Below are 20,654 nucleotides of genomic sequence, written 5' to 3'. Positions count from 1 at the left end.
GTCAAATAACCGCCAGGATGGCGGCGTTACGTAAAACGTGCGTAAGTCCTGATTAATATATCGCTGCGATCGCAATTACAAGCAATATGTTTGTCAATACTTTTACCTATCCCTTCTTTACAGACAGTCAAAAATATTTCTTGATTAATTCGGCAACAGGTGATATAATCTTAGAATAACATTGAAAAGTTAAGAGCAAAACAAATGGATGAAAAAGAATATATCACAGCTTATCAGGAACTAGCAGAGATGCTCAGGGACTTTAATCTAGGGTGGATAGGGGAACAAGTTGCTGATACGGTACGGACAGGTAAAACCATAGAAGAGCGAACTTCCAAAAGAAAAACTCCTCTTCTGAAGATAGAAGATTATACCCCAGAGGAAAAATTGCGGCTGTTAACAAAAGCCGTCGAACAAGCAATGATTGATACCGCAGAAATGGAGGATGAAATTGCATATTTCCTCAAAATTGAAGCTGAAAAATATCAATTGACTCCCAGAATTACTTTCGCTAACTCCGATGAAGTTGGCAAAGAAATTGAGTTCACTTCAGACTTGATTGCCCCCCGAAACAAGCAAGCTCTTGCTTTAAAAAACTTATTTAATCAACTGCTATCAAGCACAAAAGATAGCGGAGAAATATCTGCTATAATTCAGCAAATTGGTCTCAAGTTAAACGGGACAATCAACCGTAATTTTAATGCTTATGTTGAGCAAGCAGATATTTTTGATATCTATCTGTTCACCATTTTACTAAAGGCGATTGCCAATGAAGGAGGAGAGATTTATTATAAAGATGTATTCGATGGGAATCCTAACTCTTTAGTATTTAGAAAAAATCCTGGTAAAATTCATGGAAATGTACATCCCTACACTCATGCTGCGATCGACTTTCCTAATAAACCACCTCTAGAAGTTCACATCGGCGTAAAAGTGCAGGGAAGAGCAGGTGTCCTCCACGAATGCAACCTATTAGTATTATACCAAAAAGAAGCGGATCTCTGTAGATTACTCAATCGCGAACCGCGACATTCTCAGGCGATTATTGCAATTAAATCCCAGTATTATACATCACCGCTAAAACTTGAGATTGCTGGTTCTTTCATTGGATTAGCGTCAGATATCCGTTATGAAGGTGGTAGCTATTTCATTTCTAATAGTTCTTCTGATTCTGTGGCAAAGTTATTGACAACTGCGCGGAAAAAGTGGGAACTGAATATCGTTCCAGGGGGGACAAATGATGTTAATCGGTTGATGTATTCGTTGCAGACAATTTTTAAGGATTTTAAGGCGAGACATTAATGCGAGTGGAATTGTGTTTCTGGGAAGGATACCAATAAATTATGGAATGCTAGGATTGTAGTAATTGCGTTTCATTGCCTATGTGCTACTATATAATTGTCATAATCCGAAAGAGGTAAAAACGATGTCAACAGTTTATCATTTAAAAGCCAGCGAACTAGATCGTGATTTTGTAGAACAAATCAAAGCGATTTTTGGAGATAAAGAGATTGAAATAATTGTCTCTGAGTTTGATGAAACTCAATATCTTTTAAAATCCGAAGTTAACAAGAATCGGCTTTTGAAAGCCGTTGAAAATGTTAAAGAGCGGCAAAATTTAGTTGAAATTAACTTAGAGGATTTGCAATGAGCAGAAGAATTGTTTTTGAATCATCTGCTTTTGCAGAATTTAATGAATGGGCAAAACTAGAGAAAAAGATTTATCGCAAGATTGTCGAACTGATTAAAGATATAGATCGCTCACCATTTGAAGGATTAGGTAAACCTGAACCTCTGAAATACGAGTTAAGTGGTTTTTGGTCAAGGCGCATTGATAATGAACATCGTTTAGTTTACCAAGTTACAGATGAAGAAATTATAATGGTGAGTTGCAAATATCATTACAGTGAATAGCGAAAAAATAGTCAATTAGCGATAGACTATCATAGATAGGACTTAGGCAGAAACCAGGAATAGGGACAAATATTTAAACCAAAAACCCGGTTTCTTTCATGGTTCAAGGTAAATCCTAATCAAGCTATCCCTTTGCTAAACTCATCTATTACACACATCGCCCGTTGCCACGAATGCTAAAAAAAGATAAAACTTCATTAATGCTCACCGTCGGAGCCGCCGTTTTACTAATTGCTGGTGGTATCGGAGCCTATTTGTTAATTGCTTCAACCGATCGCACTCAAGATGTGCCTGTAGGTGCTAGCGTTATCCCGCAGGATGCGATGATGACAATTTCCCTCTCCACTGATAGCAAAGAGTGGGATAAATTACGGGAATATGGCACTCCAGAGTCGAAAGCTGCGCTCGATCGCATCTTAGGAGATTTGCGCGATCGCTTCCTGACTGCCAATGGCTACGGCTACCAACAAGACATCCAGCCTTGGGTAGGCAAAGAAGTAACGATCGCTTTCTTACAAAATAATAGCGTCTCACCTAACCCCTCAGCTTCCCCCGCGCAACAGTCAGTTGCCGTCGTCATGCCGATCGCCAACCCCCTCAAAGCTAAAGAACTGTTAGCTCAGCCTAAGCCAGTCAATCAAGCTAAAATGGTGGAGCGCAATTACAAAGGCATTAAAGTTGCAGAAATTCAAGGAGTACCCGATCGCAACTTATCAGTCGCTGTACTCGGCTCAGAATACCTCGTTGTCACCACAGATGCCAAGGCTACAGATCGAGCGATCGACACCTACAAAGGCGAAGCTTCCCTAGCCAAAACCCCCGGCTTTAAAGAATCCTTAGAGCAAATTAAAACAAATCAGCCCTTTGCTCAAGTATATTTCAATGTCCCAGTTAGCGCCGCCTACGCCTCCCTCAACTCCGCACGGCCAATTTCACCGCAAAATCTAGAGAAACTGGAAACCCAAGGATTTGCCACAGCAGTGACACTGGAATCAGAGGGAATAGCTTTTAAATCGATTTCTTGGCTGAAACCCGACTCCCAGAAAAAACTGGCAGTAGAAAACAATGCCGAAAAAATGCTTACCCGTCTCCCCAATAATACGCTGATGGCTATATCTGGAGGCAATTTACAGCGTTTGTGGCAGGATTACGCCCAGGGTGCGGATACTAACCCGATCGCACCCCTGCCTCCTGAAGCAGTGCGATCGGGACTTAAATCCAGCACTGGTATGGATTGGGATAAGGATTTTATTAACTGGATGAAGGGAGAATTTTCGTTTTCCCTGATTCCTGGGCCTGCGACTCAAAATACTCCGGGGAAGTTTGCGGCGGGGTTTGTGTTTATGGTAGAAGCTAGCGATCGCAAAGCGGCAGATAAATCCCTGAAACAATTGGATGAGGTGATGAAAACTAAGAAATTCAAGGTTGAGGAAACTCAAGCTGGGGGTCAACCCGCTGTTAAGTGGACAGCACCTTTTGGGGGAGTAAGTGTCACTCGCGGCTGGATGAAAAATAATGTGGCGTTTATGACAGTAGGAGCTCCAGTTGCAGATGCCATCTTACCTGCGCCTAGCAACCCCCTACTAGGAAGCGAAATTTTCGAGAATACGATGCGATCGGAACTTACACCTAATAATGGCAACTTTTTTATTGATGTAGATCAGGCTTTCAACCCGAAAAACCTCGCTATTCCTGAACTTCCACCCAATCAAAAAATGTGGGTAGATGCCATTCGGTCTATTGGAGTAACAACTGCTGTGGTGAGCGATCGTACCATTCGCTATGATGCTTTTGTGCAACTGAAAAAAGTTAATCAAGCTAGTCCCCAGCCTGGCCCTTCTCCCACTATTAAGAGTTCTCCTAAGTAGGACAGAATTAAGTGAGAGAAAAGCGGTGACACAATATATCCGCTAATCCGAGTTCCAAGTATCTCCTGAATTAATATTCCGATTAGTGAGATCGAGGAGTTACTTGGACTTTTAGCATCTCCCAAGTTTTTTGTTCCATGTTCAAGATATTGCCCACTTCTTGCAAGAGTTCATAACTCCTTAAATCTATGGGGATTTCTTCTTCAATGAGAATATCGCACAAAATCTCTAACGCTAAATTCCATTCACCCGCATGAATATCTGAGACAATAAATTTTATTTGATTCTCAGACAGTTGTGGTTTCACGATATTAATGACTTGATGGAGTTTACTTTCTACAACTTTATAGTCAAACATGAGTCTATCTCCTTTTGAACTTGATCGTGGATTATGAGCCAAGCCACTTGAGAAGCATATAGCGAAATCTTGTCTGGCGACTTAAATCCTGATAAGTGACTCCTGGAATCGCTCACTATCGTACTTTTACGGTAGTTTTTCCCGTAGGTGAAGCCAAGTATTTAGCTTTTCATCCAAAACATATTTATCACTGTCAGCGAGTGCTGCGATAATTTTCAATCTATTTTTTAGTTGTCTTAACTCGCGAATTTCTGCAATGGGTAGAGTTTGCCAATTAGCCGCCTTCTTTTCCACATCTTCCCGTGACTCTTTGATGTTATCCCAAAACCATTGTAAAATTAAGTTAACATCGAGAACAGGATGATCGGAAATTACTCCAACTTTTGCGATCGCGCCAGCCCGTAGCATCATTGAGGAAATTGTAAAAGACTCGCCACTTCCTATTTTTTTGTGTTCAGCTTCATTGGCTAGATAATCGTAAATTGTAGTTGCTACTTCTGCCCATTTGCGATCGCACAAACCTGAACCATTTTGACCTTTTCGAGCCTTAGCAGAGGAAACATCGGCTAATAATAGCCAGTTAAATTCTTGTGGTTTGGTGGCTTGGTCTGAAAATATATTTTTTATCCAAATCAGTACAGATTCGGCATCTTGTTCGACAATGTTATCAATTGATATTGTCGTAGGAGATTGAGTCATAATTATTTACTCCACATATTTTATATCAGCATTACTTGTGTCAACTCCTTGCTGCCTAAAGGCTGTAATTCCTAGTTCTAAGCTTTCTGAATTAGGTCTAAAATGCCCGCTATGATTGCTGATAGTTAGCAAAATATATAAACCGTTGCTGCCAACAATCTCAGCTTCTCCCGCAGCCAAAACAGGCTCACCGAGAGTTATAACCGTATGGTAGATTTCATTGCTAACATCTAAAAATTTGGGAATTACAAGGAGTTCTAGTTTTGTTGTTACTGCCCATTTGACAGTCCCTTCATTAATTATATCGTCAAATCCTGCTTCTCCCACTTTAATTGGTCTGATGCCTAAATCTTCTGCTGACCGAAGTTCATCATTTAGAGTCCCAGGAGACTGATTGGAAAAGCAAGGAATGGGAGCATTATTTGAAAATGATTGTGTCACGACAGAATTTAACGATAATCCACTTTATATTCAAACATAAGTCTATCTTCTATGAATCATACCATTCTACTTCATCTTCTTGCTGACCTTCTAATTCTTCTGGTTCCTCTGAGTAGTTGAACATGAAGACAAATTTACTGTTAGGCAGAATCAGTGTTGGCAAATAGAGAGGTTGATTATCCCACCTATCTTGTTTTTTACCTTTTTCGTACATAACAATGAGTACAGGCACATCAGGGTATTTTTTTCTGGGCTTACTTCGCCACTCACTTGGTGAAAAATAATCCTGCCAAGGTCGAGTAGTTTGGTTTTTTAAGTCCAACCCATCACCCTTTTTACCTCGACGAACGTTGAGAATACCCTTATGGATACCTGCTGCTTTCATTGCTTGAAGTGCCTGTTTGACTCGCTCATCTTCCCAGGGATACCCCAAACAGAAACGGCTCGGCATTTCTGAAATAATCTCGATTAAATAGTCGATGTCTACTTCATAGTATTCATCATCTATCATAAATTTAGACAGAAGTTTATCAAGTGCTTCTGTGTGTTTCTTAACTTCAGAAGCTTTCCACAGTGGATCGCGGGGGTAAATAGAAGATCCTGGGGTAAATGCACCAATAGCTGCTGGATTAAGCACATTTGCACGGGTTGGTTTAAGTTTTCGACCAACCCACACTGGCGTAAGCTTAATTTTGCCAGTGTCCTCATCAATTACTTGACGCATACCCTCATCTGACTCATGGATAGCGCGGAAATCCTCTAAAATGTTTTCCGGTAAAAAGAGGCGAGTAACATCTAACAATTCCTGTCGATAACCAAACATTCGTGCGTGCTGATGAACTGTGTCCATCGTCTTTTGCTTGGCATCACGCCCGTAATAAGTAATCATCAATCCTTCAATAGTTACACCACGCCCCAAGCGGTTTCCTCCAATTAGAATGTTTATACCTGGGCTGTATTTTGGTTCCTTATCTGGATTGGTGGCATCAATAACTTTTGGTCTAGTATTTCGTAACTGATACTCTAGCTCCACAACAAGGTCATTGAGAGGTGGTAAGTTAGAAGCTGTTTTGCTTAACTCCGCATGAGCATCACTTAGCCACTCGATCGCATTCTCTCGCTTTGTAACAGATGATTTAGATCGCAGAGCCTTGTCAAGCTCTACAACAAAGCTGCGAATAACCTTTTCCAACGTGCTGTGAGTAATCCGCTTGTGGTCAATATGAGCTAGAAAAGAATACTTAGCATCTATATCTGTTGCTGATTTCATTTTGTATATTGAACCCACGAAAAAACAGCACAAAGCTAATTTAAGCTTTGGCGGCATATCCCAATTATCTCCAGGGTTGATTTTTCCTCCCTGTTTTTTTAACTGATCCAGCTCTTCGGCTTTCACCGTACAGCAATGTTGGCTATTTGCTTCAAAAAAAATGTCTCCTCCTATATAAGTATTGCCTGGTTTAGAGAGTACACAGAAGGCGGGTTTACAAGGGTGATCTAGATTTTGCAGCAACAAGCTTTGAGGAGTAGCTGTAATTTGTAAATATATGTGATTAGCAACTTCTTGCCTAATCTTGGCTATAATTTCAAAAATCTTACTATCAGGAACCGTATTTTTTTCCTTCTTAGCTTGCTTGGCTTCGTTGGTATTTAGACTAGCATTGTCAGCCTCATCATCGAAGATCAGAGTGGGTACACCACTGGCTTTAGCCGACTTGAGAACCTTAAGCAAGTTCTCAAGGTGACGCACATTTTTCGTAGATACTAAGACAACACCAGTATCATTGATATAGTCGTGCAGTTGATTAGCAAATTCTAGGGGATCATTTCTCCATTGTTCCCAATTAAAAACAACAGGGCCACCTTTGATCTGATTAGCGAAACGATCTGCTGTTTGTTTACCTAGCCATGTATTATCAGATGTTAATACAATGAAGCAACGAAATTTATTAGCTTCAGCAAGTGCCAGCGTAGCAATGGTAGTATTCGTTTTACCGCTTTGGACTTTGCCATAGATTAGTCCAGTAGTACCATTAGGTATTTTGCCTTTATGATGATTGCTAACAATACCTGTTCCTGTAGCACCAACATCACCAGAGCCAAATGTTGTTGAGTAAACATCAACGCAATTTTGAACAATTTCAACAGCAGCTTGCTTTAACTGCTCTGCTTCTGTGTTTCCAAGTTTGCTCTTAATCCTGTCAAGAAACTTGTTGATACAATATCCATCAGTTTTAATAGAAATATTAGTCATGGCGTTTTCTTTATTTTACAAAACTACGCGAGGCCAATCATTCTGAGGTACAGTCTGATTCATCTGCTGCCGGCCTGGGCCACTTACATGATAACTTCCGTTAGGTGGCCTAGACACGGATATGTGTTGAACACTAATATCTGCATTTTTATCAACTATACTCCAAAATCGCTCTTCAGCTATACAGCAGATACCGTCTTTGTGACAGACTAGCGCTATAAATGCCGAAAAGTCAGGATACTTGTCATACAGAGTAGCTAGAGCAGATTTTTCCTGAGCGCTCAAGGTGAAAGACCATGCAGAAGTAGCTTTCTTAGAAACCTTGAAGAGAATAGCTGACTTACTGCGATCGCTTTCAACCAAGTATATTGACTGATGTATTGCAGAGGCATGGGTGATGGTAATTTTATCTCCATCGTTGATTAGCCTTAAGAACGCTGCACCATGTAGAAATTCCTGATCGTTAATCATTTATTAAATATAATAATCTCATTACTCAACTTTCAACAAGCAGATTTTTAAGTGTATAGGTAGCCACAAAATCCCGGATTTCCCCATTAAGTATAGAATTTATGACCCTAGCGAGTCGCCTAGAAATTCCCCTCAGTAAAGCGCAATACCTCTTCAACCGCGCCAGTAAACCCGGAGAAGGAGGCGACAAACAAAATTTCTGGCGTTCAGAATTGGGTTTCGAGTCCCCAGAAGCCATACAAGAGGCTATTTTAGCAGCCGTATCAGTGGAGATGCTGCAACCCCAAGATACTAACGAATATGGCGATCGCTACCGCGCTTACCTCCGCATCATCGGCCCCAATGGCATATCCCGACGAATTCGCACCATTTGGATTATCCTATTTAATGAAGATATCGCTCGATTTGTCACAGCAGTTCCCGATAGATTAGGAGGGTTATAAAGATGCGTTTTCAAATGTTTGATTCAGTAAAAATTACAGAAGAAATCCCCCTCACCGATGGAGGAACAGCCCCAATAGGAACAGTAGGAGCAATTGTTGAAGTCTTTAAAAATGGCGAAGCCTACATGGTAGAATTATTTGGGGATTGGGTGAAATATGACGCACAGGAAAATTTCGTACCCGCCACCCCAGAAGAACCAAAATCTTTTGTAGAAACGATAGGTGTTGAAACCATTTATCCCCACCAATTGCAACTCTATAAACCTGCGAGCGAGACAGTAGGATTGCAAGCGCATTTGCAGAGCATTTTAGATGAACTCCCAGAGGTAAAATTAGCGGAAGTTCGAGATTTTGCTGAGTTTTTGCGCGACAAAGAACAACAAATCAATACGCGGAAAATCGAGCAAAATTATTGAATAGCTTATGGCAATCCCATCAAACAACGAAGAAATTTATCAACAAATAGCCCAAATAATACAACAGTTTAAAGTTCTTGAATACGCTGAATGTGCCGAGGCCATCAAACAATGGTTAAAAGCTAACCGAATTAATGGCATCCATCTAAAAATTAGCCCCTTAGATAAAGCAGATTTTATCCTCAGCGAACGATGGGATGGAGGTCGCAATACAATTAGCCAGAATGGTGTACACTATGGTATAGAAGTCAGAGGTAAAATCTTTGATAATCTATCAACCACAGGACTATCCAGAGAAGATTGGATCGAAGACTTCTACTGTGCCATTGGTCAATTCACTATCGAAGAGATAGAAACTTTTTAACTAACCTATCATGTCAAGGAAAAATCACCATGATTTCCTTTTACCAACGCCTACAAAAAATCAAAGAAAAACCAGGACTCTATATCGGTTATCCCTCTGTCTCTGACCTATTTATCTTCCTCTGCGGTTACAGACGCGCCTGCCAGGACATGGGACTAGCCTTAAGCGATGAAGAACGAGAATTCCATGAATTTCAGCCTTGGCTACAGAAAAGATTTCGCCTGAGTACCTCCGCTTCCTGGGCAAAAATTATCCTCCTCTATTCTAGTGACGAAACCCATGCTTTTCAAATGTTCTTTGAGTTACTTGAAGAATTTTTGAACTACCGTTCTCAATCTGATAAAATAGAAGAAAAGTTAGAGGAAAAGCAAGTTGTTAAAACTTCTTTTTCCTAACTCACAGATTCTTCTTACTTTAAGATCATCTGTTCATCTACCGCTAGGTGTTTTTCTAACCGTTCCCCTATCCATACCTTAATCAAAGATTCACTATTGACTCCTAATCGCCGAGCTTCCCGTTCAATTGCTTGTATCATCCATTTGGGAAACTCTATATTTAATTCCTGATTTTCCCATCCTGGTCGTCTAATATTAGTTAGATCGAAATACTCAAGGACGTTTTCATTGTTATCAAACCTTTCATCTAATTCTTTAGCTTTCATATAAATTTACCTCATTGGTGCGAGAACGTCTAACTGAAATGAGTCTTATTTTAGTCTGGCGATAGGTAATAATGGCAGACCAATGTTTATCACCAATTTTGCCGATGAGCATAAATCTCGGCTCATCTTCGGTTTTTGCCAAAAGTTCGATCCTGTTGGGATCTATCCACAACTGTTGAGCCTCGACAAAATCTACTCCATGCTTTTCTTGATTTATTTTACTTTTGTTTTCGTCAAATTCAAACTCCATAATTTTCAACGATTTTAGCCAAGCATAGTAAATACTATTTCATTGAATCACAATTCTTAGGAAAGACTGCTAATTGTTCCATATTTCTTAATCTTTTAATGCTTACCATTTCAACACTATCTGTTAAGAACCTACACAAATATTGAAATAACACTTTCAGGGAAGATGTAAATCACCATTTTATCATCTTCCCTAAAACTGCGCGATCGCAAAATTTCTCTGCCCATTCTAAAGAATAGCCGAACCTTCGCCCCCTCATTACCTGCATTTCCGACTTGGGCTAAAAAGTGGGCTAAGCGATCGCAACTAGGCTGAGTATGTTGTTAGGATAATTCCCTAAAAAGCCCACAATCGCAGAAAATCTCTTAGTGCCACAACAAAAAGCCCCATTCCCCAGTAGGATCGATATGCTTAGGTATAGATACACTAAAACTTCATAGGAGAACTCTTTGATGGATCTGGTTGCACTCCAGAACTCGCTGGATAATATCTCATTTGCCGTTCTCTTCGCCACCATGCTGATTTACTGGGGAGGCGCTGCATTTCCACAAATACCCTTTTTGTCAGCATTGGGGACTGCGGGAATGGCGATCGCCAATCTTGCGATCGCAGCTTTGCTTGGGGCACGCTGGCTAGAAGCCGGTTACTTCCCCTTAAGCAACCTTTACGAATCCCTATTTTTCTTAGTTTGGGGCATTACAGCCATCCACATCCTGGCTGAAAATATGAGCGGATCTCGCTTAGTCGGAGTAGCGACATCCCCCGTAGCAATGGCAATTTCAGCCTTTGCGACGCTGACTTTGCCCGAAACCATGCAATCAGCGGAACCCCTAGTTCCCGCACTCAAGTCAAACTGGCTGATGATGCACGTTAGTGTGATGATGCTAAGTTATGCAACTTTAATGGTAGGCGCACTTTTAGCGATCGCATTCCTAGTCATCACTCGCGGCCAAAACATCATACTCACCGGTAGTTCTTTTGGAACCAACAGCAACCGCAACGGTGACAGCCGCCTCCAACGCCCTGAAAACCTCGTAATTCAAACAGAAGATACTCTCATTACTTCCCCTGCAACCGCTGGAATCTCCAACAACAATGGTCACAGCAAAACCGCTGTCCTAGAATTAGTTGCTACCCAAACATCCCAGGTTTCAACAACTGAACTCCTCTCTCCCCAGCGCTTGAATTTAGCAGAAACACTCGATAACATCAGCTATCGTATCATTGGTTTAGGATTTCCCCTACTTACCATTGGCATCATCGCCGGCGCAGTATGGGCTAACGAAGCTTGGGGCTCCTACTGGAGTTGGGACCCGAAAGAAACTTGGGCACTGATTACTTGGTTAGTATTTGCCGCCTATTTGCACGCCCGCATCACTCGCGGATGGCAAGGACGAAAACCCGCAATTTTGGCAGCAACAGGATTTTTAGTAGTTTGGGTCTGCTATTTAGGAGTTAATCTATTAGGAAAGGGCCTCCATTCTTACGGCTGGTTTTTCTAATCAGAGTTGAAACCCGCGCAGGCGGGTTTAGTTTGACAAAACGCGGTTTCAACCGCCCAATAAACGCGGCCTTAACCGCTGACAAAATGAAATAATTACCAAGGACAATCAACATGAACAATACAGATAATTTGCTCAATAGCGACGATGTTTTATCTGCCAACGCCAGCGCTTTAATGTTTCAATGCACGTTCAAAGTTAGTGAATTTATGACGATTGTACAGTCAAAAATATCTGACGAAGAATTGTTTATTGATGGTATAGATTGCGAACTTTTAAGTCCCGGCAAAAGCTGGAGAAAAGGAAAAGTTAGGCTGCGTTTAGAATTTACACCCGATGATTTAGAAGTAGGAGATAGCTCTTATAACTTGGGAGATCGAGAAGAAACCGTTCCCGGAGCAAATAACGGCTATCCAACTACAGAAAATGGTCAAGGAAATTCAGAGCCAACTTACAACGAGCTTCCTATGTCCATGTATCCAGACGGCCACCCTGAAAGCGTAGGAATGTGGAGCTAAATATTGGTAATTGGTACGTAGTTGGGCTTTAGCCCTCTTTCTTACTTATGCGCTGAAGCCCAACAACGTACCTAAAATCAATCCCAATCTGCGTGACACTTGGCTTTAGTCCTAAATTACTAATTACGAATTACCAATGACCCCCAACCTACCCCCACAATACGATCCCTTTGCCACCGAAGCTAAATGGCAAAAATACTGGGAAGACCACCAAATTTTTAAAGCTGACCCCGAAAAAGGTGGCGAACCTTATTGCATCATTATCCCACCCCCAAACGTCACTGGCAGCCTCCACATGGGCCACGCCTTCAATAACTCCCTAATTGATGCACTCATCCGCTATCACCGCATGAAAGGTGACAATACCCTCTGTCTCCCTGGAACAGATCACGCCAGCATCGCAGTTCAAACTATTCTTGAAAATCAACTCAAAGCTGAAGGCAAAACTCGCTACGATTTAGGCCGCGAAAAATTCCTAGAAAAAGCTTGGCAATGGAGAGCGGAATCCGGCGGTACAATTGTTAATCAACTGCGACGACTCGGATTGTCCGCCGATTGGTCGCGGGAACGCTTCACAATGGATGAAGGCTTATCAAAGGCAGTATTAGAAGCTTTTATTCGACTCTATGAAGAAGGGCTAATTTATCGCGGTAATTATTTAGTTAACTGGTGTCCTGCTAGTCAGTCAGCCGTATCAGATTTAGAAGTAGAAAATAAAGAAGTTAACGGCAATTTATGGCATTTCCGGTATCCTCTTACCGATGGTAGCGGCTATGTAGAAGTAGCGACAACTCGACCAGAAACAATGTTAGGTGATACCGGAGTTGCTGTTAATCCTAATGATGACCGCTACAAACATTTAATTGGCAAAACTTTAACTCTGCCAATTATGAATCGGGAAATCCCTATTTTTGCCGATGAATTAGTCGATCCAACCTTCGGGACTGGTTGCGTAAAAGTCACTCCCGCCCACGATCCTAATGACTTTGAAATGGGTCAACGTCATGGGTTGCCGTTTATTAATATTATGAATAAAGACGGTAGCTTAAATGAAAATGCAGGCCCGTTCCAAGGACAAGACAGATTTGCTGCTAGAAGAAATGTTATTAAACAGTTAGAAACTGATGGTTTTCTAGTAAAAATTGAGGAGTATAAGCATAAGGTTCCTTATAGCGAACGCGGTAAAGTTCCAGTTGAACCCCTCCTTTCAACTCAGTGGTTTGTCAAGATTCAACCACTGTCTGAAACTGCTTTAGAATTTCTGGATAAAGAAAGTCAACCAGAGTTTATACCTGCACGTTGGACAAAAGTTTATCGTGATTGGCTAGTTAAAATTAAAGATTGGTGTATCTCGCGGCAATTATGGTGGGGTCATCAAATTCCTGCTTGGTATGCTATCAGCGAAACTGGCGGAGAAATTACCGATGCTACACCTTTTGTGGTTGCTAGAAATCAAGCGGAAGCAGAAGAAAAAGCTAAGACAAAATTCGGGGCAAATGTCAAGATAGAACAAGACCCAGATGTGTTGGATACTTGGTTTTCGTCGGGACTTTGGCCTTTTTCTACTATGGGATGGCCGGAGGAAACGCCGGATTTAGCAAGATATTACCCCAATACTACGTTATCAACTGGTTTTGATATCATCTTTTTCTGGGTTGCCAGAATGACGATGATGGCGGGACATTTTACGGGTAAAATGCCATTTAAAACTGTGTATATTCACGGTTTGATGTTAGATGAAAATGGCAAAAAACAGTCAAAGTCTGCTGGGAATGGCATCGATCCGCTGATTTTAATTAATAAGTATGGTACTGATGCTTTGCGTTATGCCTTAATGCGAGAAACGGCGGGTGCAGGTCAAGATGTTCGCCTGGATTACAATCGCAAAACTAACGAATCAACAACCGTAGAAGCATCCCGTAATTTCACTAATAAGATGTGGAATGCAGCCAGGTTTGTAACAATCAGTTTAGAAGGAAAGACACCGCAACAATTGGGGACCCCCCCCCAACCCCCCCTTGGTAAGGGGGGGCTTTTACTCAACTCTCTCTTAGTAAACCAGGGGGATGCTTCTCCTGAAACCCCCCTTACTAAGGGGGGCATGGGGGGTTTAGAATTGTGCGATCGCTGGATTCTTTCTCGCTATCATCAAACTGTAGAAGCAACTCGCAACTATATCGAGAATTACGGTTTGGGAGAAGCTGCTAAGGGACTTTACGAATTTATTTGGGGTGATTTTTGTGACTGGTACATTGAGTTAGTTAAGTCTCGCTTGCTACCCGATGCCGATCCTACCTCAAAGCAAGTTGTACAGCAAACTTTAGCTTATGTACTGGAAGGGATTTTAAAAATATTACATCCTTTCATGCCCCATATCACTGAGGAAATTTGGCATACTCTGACTCAAAAAGGTGACGAAGAATGTCTGGCTTTGCAAGCTTATCCAGAGGCGGATAAATCTAGGATTGATACTGAATTAGAACAGCAGTTTGAGTTGCTGTTCGGGATAATCCGTACAATCCGCAATTTACGGGCGGATGCTGATATTAAGCCAGGTGTGCAGGTGACGGTGGTTTGGAAAAGTAAAAACGAAAAGGAACAAGAAATTGTTTCAAAAGGAAAAGTCTACATTAAGGATTTGGCAAGAGTGGAAAGTTTAGAAAATGCTTCGGATACTAGGAGTCCCTATGAAGTCTCATGGGATAGTGCAGGATTCGGTATGAGACCTTTTGGTGAGGGAGGATTTGGTCAGGGGGGATGTATTACAGGTGTTATCGGCACAGTGGAATTGCTAATTCCTCTAGCGGGAGTGGTAGATATTGCAGCTTTACGCGCTAAATTAGAGAAGAAACTTGGCAAAGTCGAAGCGGAAGCTAAATCTATTTCTGCACGATTGAACAATCCAAAGTTTGTGGAGAAAGCCACTGATGAAGTTGTTCAAGGTGCGAAAGATGCTTTGGCTGAAGCTGAGAAACAGGCGGAAATTTTGCGCGATCGCATAACTCAATTTTAGCATGAGAATGATAAAAAGAGGAATAATATAAGTAGTTGGACAAAAATAAATAATGTCATTGCGAGCCAAGCGAAGCGCGTCAAGCGAAGCGCAGTTGCGAGGTACGAAGCAATCTGAGGGTACGAAGCAATCCCGAAGCAATCCCAAACCCCTGCGTTGGCGTAGCCTGCCCGAAGGGCTTATGCTTCACTTCACTATCGTGACCTTCGCTTCGGACATGGTTGCTATTAAGTCCTAAATTAAATTATTCTGCGTAATGATGGCAATTCCTCCAACTCCAAAGATACAAAATATCTACTGTAAACAACACTATTCGGTTCCCAAGCTGGATACCAATAAATATTTTGAATCACAGCTTTTATTTGATGATTATTACCTTGCGGCCACTGAAAAGAAACTAACCCAAAATTGCTCTGTCCGACAATTTGCTCTCCCTCTTGCAGCCAACGATTTCGCCAAATTAATGATACTACATCCTCTACATTTTTAAACCAGATAGATTCATTTTTTTTAACTCTAAGATTTGACAATTCTTGCCTTTTTATCCAAGAAGCAACTTCAGCTTTTTCTCGTTTAATCCACTCAATTCGATATCGCCAGTCAGGGAGAGAATTTTCATCTTTAATAGCAATTGACCAAGCTATTTCCAAACTACCACGAGTACCCTGAACTTGGCGCAATATTGGCCCTTCCTTCGGAACCTCAACATCCAACACCCTCACTATTTCTGGTGTTACAACAATTTCCACCAATTCCGGTGGGAAGTTCCAGCCGGCCCAGTCTTCTGGTTGTTCTAAAGCCACAGATTTAGCCTTTGTATGGACAAAATTTGTCGTCCACTCAGCATTTTTAAACGCACTGGCAGTAAGTTGTGCAAGCACAAAAGACTTATTATTTGAAGTGGGATCAAGTTTAGACCAATAGTTAAGACGAACAGCAGCAGCATAGTGAATATCTCCTGTCAAAATAACTATCCGATCGCGCCGTTTAAACAATTGGGTTAACAACTTCGTAAAACCCACTTCGTGAAAGTTCCACGAATCACCTGCATCGCTATTAAAAACCTTACCTTGCTGAAGATCCCACCGCTGTACCATGTCAATAACTGACAAACTTACTAGATTTGTAGGTAGCACTACCAGTGTAAGTTCGATATTAGCTTCATTGCTTTCATTTAAGCGATCGCTTTCTATCAAAGGTTGCTGAATTTGTTCCTCAAACCCTAGATGACACAACAGCATCGGCGGTTCACTTGTATGATTCTTGGGATATCCCCGCCAAGTGCGAGTATCGAGTACAATTACTTCATGCTTAAAGCTTCTAATTGTGTAGTGCCAATTTAAAATCGGTGTGCCGTCAGCATAATCCCGATCTAAAACCAAAACGTCTTCATCTACTTTGAATTTAGGCAAACCAGTTTCCGGTTCTAGTTGCGGAATTCCTAAATATTTAGCTGCTTCTTCCCAGGCAAATTCGTCATTACCCGCCGACTCCGACCAATTTTTAGCTGCTACTAATAGTTTCTCTCCTGGTTGTCCTTCCTCAAACCGATCTGGCGTATTTCCCCAGGCTTGAAATATGGCATAAGCTAGAATTGCATTCTGTACAGTACGCCGGCCCAAGGCTTTGCTAAGTACGCGATCGCACCACTCCCGATTTAGATACCAATCATCGCTAACATCATGGTCATCACAGATAGTATAAGTCGGAATATTCGCGATCGCCCTCCGCACTCTCCACAAATCGCGACTAAAACCCTCAATTACCGCAACTTCCCGATCCCACAACTTTGCCTGTTTAGCATTTGAGTAAATATCCTTACCCTTGGGAAACTCCGCAGGCCAAAGTATCGGCGACCAAGCAAACAAATACATGGCATAATATTCACCCAAGCTAAACAAGTGACTTTTCGCCTTATCCGGTTTATTAACTAGCATCGCCGTAAAGCCGGCAAAATCTCTAGCAATATCGCTGCGATCGCCTGGTTTTAACTCCGACGGTTTTTTATACAGCTTTTCCTGAATCTGACTAGACTCATTCAGGGGCAAATTCTCCCCCCAACCCAAAAGTACATCACCAGCCTCAGTCACCGCCCACAACAACGGATCTGCCACATCATCACCGTAAATTTGATCGCCCGTGAAAAACAATTGATGGGGTCGAAAATTTGCCTCTCCTGCATACTCCTGAATCAAATCATCCAATATCGGCAACGCATCACACCCACCTCCGTGAGGTTTGCGACAAGAACCATGTACAATTCGCAAGTGGTTTAAATCCTCTGGCGGCAAGGCAAAAGTAGGCAATTGATGATCGAAATAGCTAAGGCCAGACTTACGTACTCCGACCAAAGAAACCTGGTTTTTTAGCGAATCTGTAGGTTCCAACGAAGTATTTTGACCAAAAAACCCGGTTTCTGGGCCCTCAATTCCCAAGGCCCCGTTTAAACTTATTTGGGGCGAACAACTAAAACTCAAGTCATAGGCATAAACTTGTCCCGATTCCAGTTGGCAGTCATTTACTGGCTTAGCTGTCACAGCCACAACGTAGAGATATTTACCCAACTTTACCGCTGACCGCGCACCTTCTAAAACGCAACTACCAAGGATTTGCCCCTTTCCGTCAACCGTTGCGTAAACCCCGATCGTCACTTCGCTTGCCTCTTTCAGCGCTAGCCAAACTGTAACCGCCCTATTCTCTGTACGCCGCAAGATTGGCCCTCCCAAAATGAGTGGTAACTGATTCAAGCGGTGGCTTAAGGGTGTCTGAGACATCGGATTTTAGAGTTGAAATTTTAACCTTTTGTAACGCCGCCATCTGGGCGGTAAAGATACCGCCGGGACGGCGGCGTTACAAACAATTTTACGTATTTTAAAATCTATATTTTCTTAAGTTTTAAGTGTACAATTTATTGATAAGGGAGCGCAAGGGATCGAGACTAAACCATAATTTATCGATAAATTCCACAATTGTAACAATTTATTAAGATAAATTAATCATCAATTAAGCTGGATAAAGAATAGCAGTAAATCTTACAAAACCTTTACCGCCATTGGTAAGCAAATCCTGATAATAAACGAAATAACCATGCACCTTAACGGCCTGCCTATTTATTCGTCAGCTTTGGAGCAAGCCATCGATCGCCATCCCCTGACAGTTGCTCCCGATACCTACCTGATCGATGTCCTAGCTCTTATGAGCCAAGTACGTAGCAGTTGCGAACTGCCTAGTTGGTACCAATTTTGTCAGTTAGATACCGTCGCTGACCCCAGTGCGATCGGCGAAGGACGAGCTAGCTGCGTCCTCGTCATGGAAGGGTTAGAAATCCTAGGTGTTTTTACCGAGCGAGATATAGTCAGGCTCACCGCTAGCGGTATCAGCTTAAACTCAATCAAAATTGCCGAAGTAATGACGCGCTCAGTAATTACCCTCAAGCAATCCGACTCCCAAGATATTTTTACGGCCCTATCCATATTGCGCCAACACCGGATTCGCCATCTGCCCATTATTGACGATCGCGGACTACTCATGGGCATAGTCACCCCGGAAAGCATTAGACAAGCACTGCAACCAGTGAACTTGCTCACCAGCTTGCGCTACGTGACAGACGTAATGACATCCGAAGTTATCTACGCCCCAAAAACTGCCTCAGTGATCAATCTTGCCCAACTAATGGCACGCCATCGAGTCAGTTGTATTGTGATTGTCGAAGAGAGAAAGCGGTATCAAAACTATAGAAAACCACGAAAAGAGAAACCTTTTGAGCTGACGCAAGTTCTAGCGCCAAGAGCAACACAGAGAGAAAATTCGAGATCGATATTTGCTTCTCTTTCCCCCAATAAATACTCCTCATCCGAATTTGGTCTCAATTGGGGAAATGGCGAAATGTGGACAGAAGAAGAATTCCCAATTGCCACTTATCAATGTCCAACTCCTCAAGTTGAATACCCTATAATCGATTCCCCATTATTAATGCCCGTAGGAATTGTCACGGAGCGAGATATTGTGCAGTTTCATGCCCTAGAACTGAATTTGTCACAGGTACAAGCTGCTGATGTTATGAGTAGCCCTTTATTTTGTCTTGCTCCCTCAGATTCATTGTGGATAGCTCACCAGGAAATGCAGCGCCTTCGAGTGCGTCGCTTAGTCGTAGCTGGAAATAAAGGGGAACTTCTGGGAATAGTTTCTCAGACAAGTTTACTGCAAGTGCTTAACCCCTCAGAGATGTACGGAGTGATCGAACTTTTGCAGCAAGCAGTGGACGATCGCACTGCTGAATTAAAGAAAACCAACGAGCAATTGCAGCAGGAAATTTTAGTACGTCAGAGAGCAGAAGAGGCTTTGCGCCAAGCCCATGATAACTTAAAAAAACAAGTTGAAGAAAGAACTGCAGAACTATCAAAGTCAAATGAATTGTTAAGGCGGGATATTATTAAGCGTCAGCGAGTAGAGGAAGCATTGCGACGAAAGGAAGCTCGATTTAGAACTCAAGCCCAGCAGTTAGAGCAAACTCTTCGTAAGTTGCAGCAAACCCAAACTCAACTGATTCAAACTGAAAAAATGTCCTCTCTAGGACAAATGATCGCTGGTATTGCCCACGAAATTAATAATCCCGTTAACTTCATCTATGGCAATCTTTCCCATATCAACTATTACATCAAAGAAATGTTAGGCATATTGCAACTTTACCAGCAACATTATCCCGATCCCGTCCCGGAAATTCAAGCAGCAGCCGAAGATGTCGATCTCAAGTTTATGGTCAAAGATATTGCCAAAATTTTATCTTCGATGCAGTTAGGCTCGGAACGTATTCGACAAATTGTGCTGTCGCTCCGTAATTTTTCCCGCTTAGATGAAGCGGATATGAAGTTAGTTGATATTCACGAGGGAATTGAGAGTACGCTGCTGATTTTGCAGCATCGGCTGAAACCTCAGAGCGGATATTCTCCGATTGTAATTCTCAAAGACTATGGAAAACTGCCGAATGTGGAGTGCTATGCTGGACAGTTAAATCAGGCCTTTATGAATATCCTGAGTAATGCTATTGATGCTTTAGAAGAAGCAAATGGGCAATGGGGAATAGGAAAGGAAAAGGGGAAGGGGAAGGAAAATGAACTATTACCAATAGATGATTTTCTATTGTCAAATCCGACAATTCGGATTACTACTTCTGTTTTAGATGCTGATTGGGTGGCTATTTCAATTGCTGACAACGGGCCAGGTATTCCAAATGAGATTCGCAACCAATTATTCGATCCTTTCTTTACTACCAAACCTATTGGTAAAGGAACTGGTTTAGGATTGTCTATTTCTCACCATTTGGTAGTTGAGAAACATGGGGGAAGTTTGGAATGTATTTCTGCACCTGGAAAAGGGACAGAGTTTGTGATTCAGATCCCTCTCCAGCCGCAGTGTCGGCGACCAATTTAGAAGATACAGGACTTACCCAGGATTACGTAACGCCGCCATCCTGGCGGTAAAG

The 20,654-nt window shown here is 42.0% G+C and carries 20 protein-coding genes; 12 read left to right on the top strand and 8 right to left on the bottom strand.

Annotated features, from left to right (window positions below; translation table 11 throughout):
- The first annotated feature begins 204 nt into the window (after positions 1–204).
- The 4 genes from PY364_RS21960 to PY364_RS21945 all read left to right on the top strand — a co-directional run bounded on the left by PY364_RS21960 (position 205) and on the right by PY364_RS21945 (position 3,782).
- Positions 205–1,302 (top strand): hypothetical protein, encoded by a 1,098-nt coding sequence (locus PY364_RS21960; RefSeq protein WP_275526282.1) that lies wholly within the window; start codon positions 205–207, stop codon positions 1,300–1,302.
- Positions 1,303–1,426: 124 nt separating this feature from the next.
- Positions 1,427–1,651 (top strand): hypothetical protein, encoded by a 225-nt coding sequence (locus tag PY364_RS21955; RefSeq protein WP_275526280.1) that lies wholly within the window; start codon positions 1,427–1,429, stop codon positions 1,649–1,651.
- Positions 1,648–1,914 (top strand): Txe/YoeB family addiction module toxin, encoded by a 267-nt coding sequence (locus tag PY364_RS21950; protein ID WP_275526278.1) that lies wholly within the window; start codon positions 1,648–1,650, stop codon positions 1,912–1,914. The genes PY364_RS21955 and PY364_RS21950 overlap by 4 nt, the downstream gene beginning before the upstream one ends.
- Before the next feature lie 173 nt (positions 1,915–2,087).
- On the top strand, positions 2,088–3,782 hold the full coding sequence (locus PY364_RS21945; RefSeq protein ID WP_275526276.1) for a DUF3352 domain-containing protein: 1,695 nt from the start codon (positions 2,088–2,090) through the stop codon (positions 3,780–3,782).
- An 82-nt stretch (positions 3,783–3,864) separates the two neighbouring features.
- Here PY364_RS21945 and PY364_RS21940 read toward each other — a convergent pair whose 3' ends face one another.
- The 5 genes from PY364_RS21940 to PY364_RS21920 all read right to left on the bottom strand — a co-directional run bounded on the left by PY364_RS21940 (position 3,865) and on the right by PY364_RS21920 (position 8,005).
- A complete protein-coding gene (locus PY364_RS21940; protein ID WP_275526274.1) occupies positions 3,865–4,140 on the bottom strand; it encodes a MafI family immunity protein in 276 nt (91 codons plus the stop codon).
- 126 nt (positions 4,141–4,266) lie between these two features.
- Positions 4,267–4,839, bottom strand: coding sequence for a hypothetical protein (locus PY364_RS21935; protein WP_275526272.1), 573 nt, complete (start codon positions 4,837–4,839; stop codon positions 4,267–4,269).
- A 6-nt stretch (positions 4,840–4,845) separates the two neighbouring features.
- Positions 4,846–5,280 (bottom strand): hypothetical protein, encoded by a 435-nt coding sequence (locus tag PY364_RS21930; RefSeq protein WP_275526270.1) that lies wholly within the window; start codon positions 5,278–5,280, stop codon positions 4,846–4,848.
- Between the two features lie 49 nt (positions 5,281–5,329).
- Positions 5,330–7,534, bottom strand: coding sequence for a Z1 domain-containing protein (locus PY364_RS21925; protein ID WP_275526268.1), 2,205 nt, complete (start codon positions 7,532–7,534; stop codon positions 5,330–5,332).
- A 15-nt stretch (positions 7,535–7,549) separates the two neighbouring features.
- Entirely contained in the window at positions 7,550–8,005 is a 456-nt protein-coding gene (locus tag PY364_RS21920; protein ID WP_275526267.1) for a hypothetical protein, read from the bottom strand.
- Positions 8,006–8,106: 101 nt separating this feature from the next.
- On the opposite strand from PY364_RS21920, the gene PY364_RS21915 reads away from it, so the two are divergent.
- The 4 genes from PY364_RS21915 to PY364_RS21900 are packed head-to-tail and all read left to right on the top strand — an operon-like array spanning position 8,107 to position 9,623.
- Positions 8,107–8,448: a DUF6883 domain-containing protein gene (locus PY364_RS21915; protein ID WP_275526265.1), complete on the top strand. Its 342-nt coding sequence runs from the start codon at positions 8,107–8,109 to the stop codon at positions 8,446–8,448.
- A 2-nt stretch (positions 8,449–8,450) separates the two neighbouring features.
- A complete protein-coding gene (locus PY364_RS21910; protein WP_275526263.1) occupies positions 8,451–8,864 on the top strand; it encodes a hypothetical protein in 414 nt (137 codons plus the stop codon).
- A gap of 7 nt (positions 8,865–8,871) precedes the next feature.
- Positions 8,872–9,228, top strand: a complete 357-nt coding sequence (locus PY364_RS21905) for a papain fold toxin domain-containing protein (RefSeq protein ID WP_275526261.1) — start codon at positions 8,872–8,874, stop codon at positions 9,226–9,228.
- Positions 9,229–9,257: 29 nt separating this feature from the next.
- On the top strand, positions 9,258–9,623 hold the full coding sequence (locus PY364_RS21900) for a hypothetical protein (protein ID WP_275526259.1): 366 nt from the start codon (positions 9,258–9,260) through the stop codon (positions 9,621–9,623).
- Between the two features lie 14 nt (positions 9,624–9,637).
- On the opposite strand, the gene PY364_RS21895 is transcribed toward PY364_RS21900, so the two are convergent.
- Both PY364_RS21895 and PY364_RS21890 read right to left on the bottom strand, forming a co-directional pair.
- Complete coding sequence (locus PY364_RS21895; protein ID WP_275526257.1) at positions 9,638–9,889, bottom strand: CopG family transcriptional regulator; 252 nt, start codon at positions 9,887–9,889, stop codon at positions 9,638–9,640.
- On the bottom strand, positions 9,879–10,139 hold the full coding sequence (locus PY364_RS21890) for a BrnT family toxin (RefSeq protein WP_275526255.1): 261 nt from the start codon (positions 10,137–10,139) through the stop codon (positions 9,879–9,881). Before PY364_RS21890 ends, PY364_RS21895 begins: the two co-directional genes overlap by 11 nt.
- A 452-nt stretch (positions 10,140–10,591) precedes the next feature.
- Between PY364_RS21890 and ccsB the strand changes: the two genes are divergently transcribed.
- The 3 genes from ccsB (at position 10,592) to PY364_RS21875 (ending at position 15,172) form a co-directional block, all read left to right on the top strand.
- On the top strand, positions 10,592–11,641 hold the full coding sequence (gene ccsB / locus PY364_RS21885) for a c-type cytochrome biogenesis protein CcsB (protein WP_275526253.1): 1,050 nt from the start codon (positions 10,592–10,594) through the stop codon (positions 11,639–11,641).
- Between the two features lie 113 nt (positions 11,642–11,754).
- Entirely contained in the window at positions 11,755–12,159 is a 405-nt protein-coding gene (locus tag PY364_RS21880) for a KGK domain-containing protein (protein ID WP_275526251.1), read from the top strand.
- 136 nt (positions 12,160–12,295) lie between these two features.
- Positions 12,296–15,172: a valine--tRNA ligase gene (locus PY364_RS21875; protein WP_275526249.1), complete on the top strand. Its 2,877-nt coding sequence runs from the start codon at positions 12,296–12,298 to the stop codon at positions 15,170–15,172.
- A 239-nt stretch (positions 15,173–15,411) separates the two neighbouring features.
- On the opposite strand, the gene PY364_RS21870 is transcribed toward PY364_RS21875, so the two are convergent.
- Positions 15,412–17,946, bottom strand: a complete 2,535-nt coding sequence (locus PY364_RS21870; RefSeq protein ID WP_275526247.1) for a PhoD-like phosphatase — start codon at positions 17,944–17,946, stop codon at positions 15,412–15,414.
- 313 nt (positions 17,947–18,259) lie between these two features.
- Here PY364_RS21870 and PY364_RS21865 point away from each other — a divergent pair, with 313 nt between their 5' ends.
- The gene (locus tag PY364_RS21865) at positions 18,260–20,602 is read left to right on the top strand and encodes a CBS domain-containing protein (protein WP_275526245.1); all 2,343 of its coding nucleotides are present in this window, start codon (positions 18,260–18,262) and stop codon (positions 20,600–20,602) included.
- Positions 20,603–20,654 lie beyond the last annotated feature (52 nt).

The organism is Kamptonema sp. UHCC 0994 (assembly GCF_029167235.1).
In the GTDB taxonomy this organism is placed as follows: Bacteria; Cyanobacteriota; Cyanobacteriia; order Cyanobacteriales; family Microcoleaceae; genus Kamptonema.
Note: the sequence above shows the minus strand (reverse complement) of the source record. Positions and strands in the feature narration are given on the sequence as shown.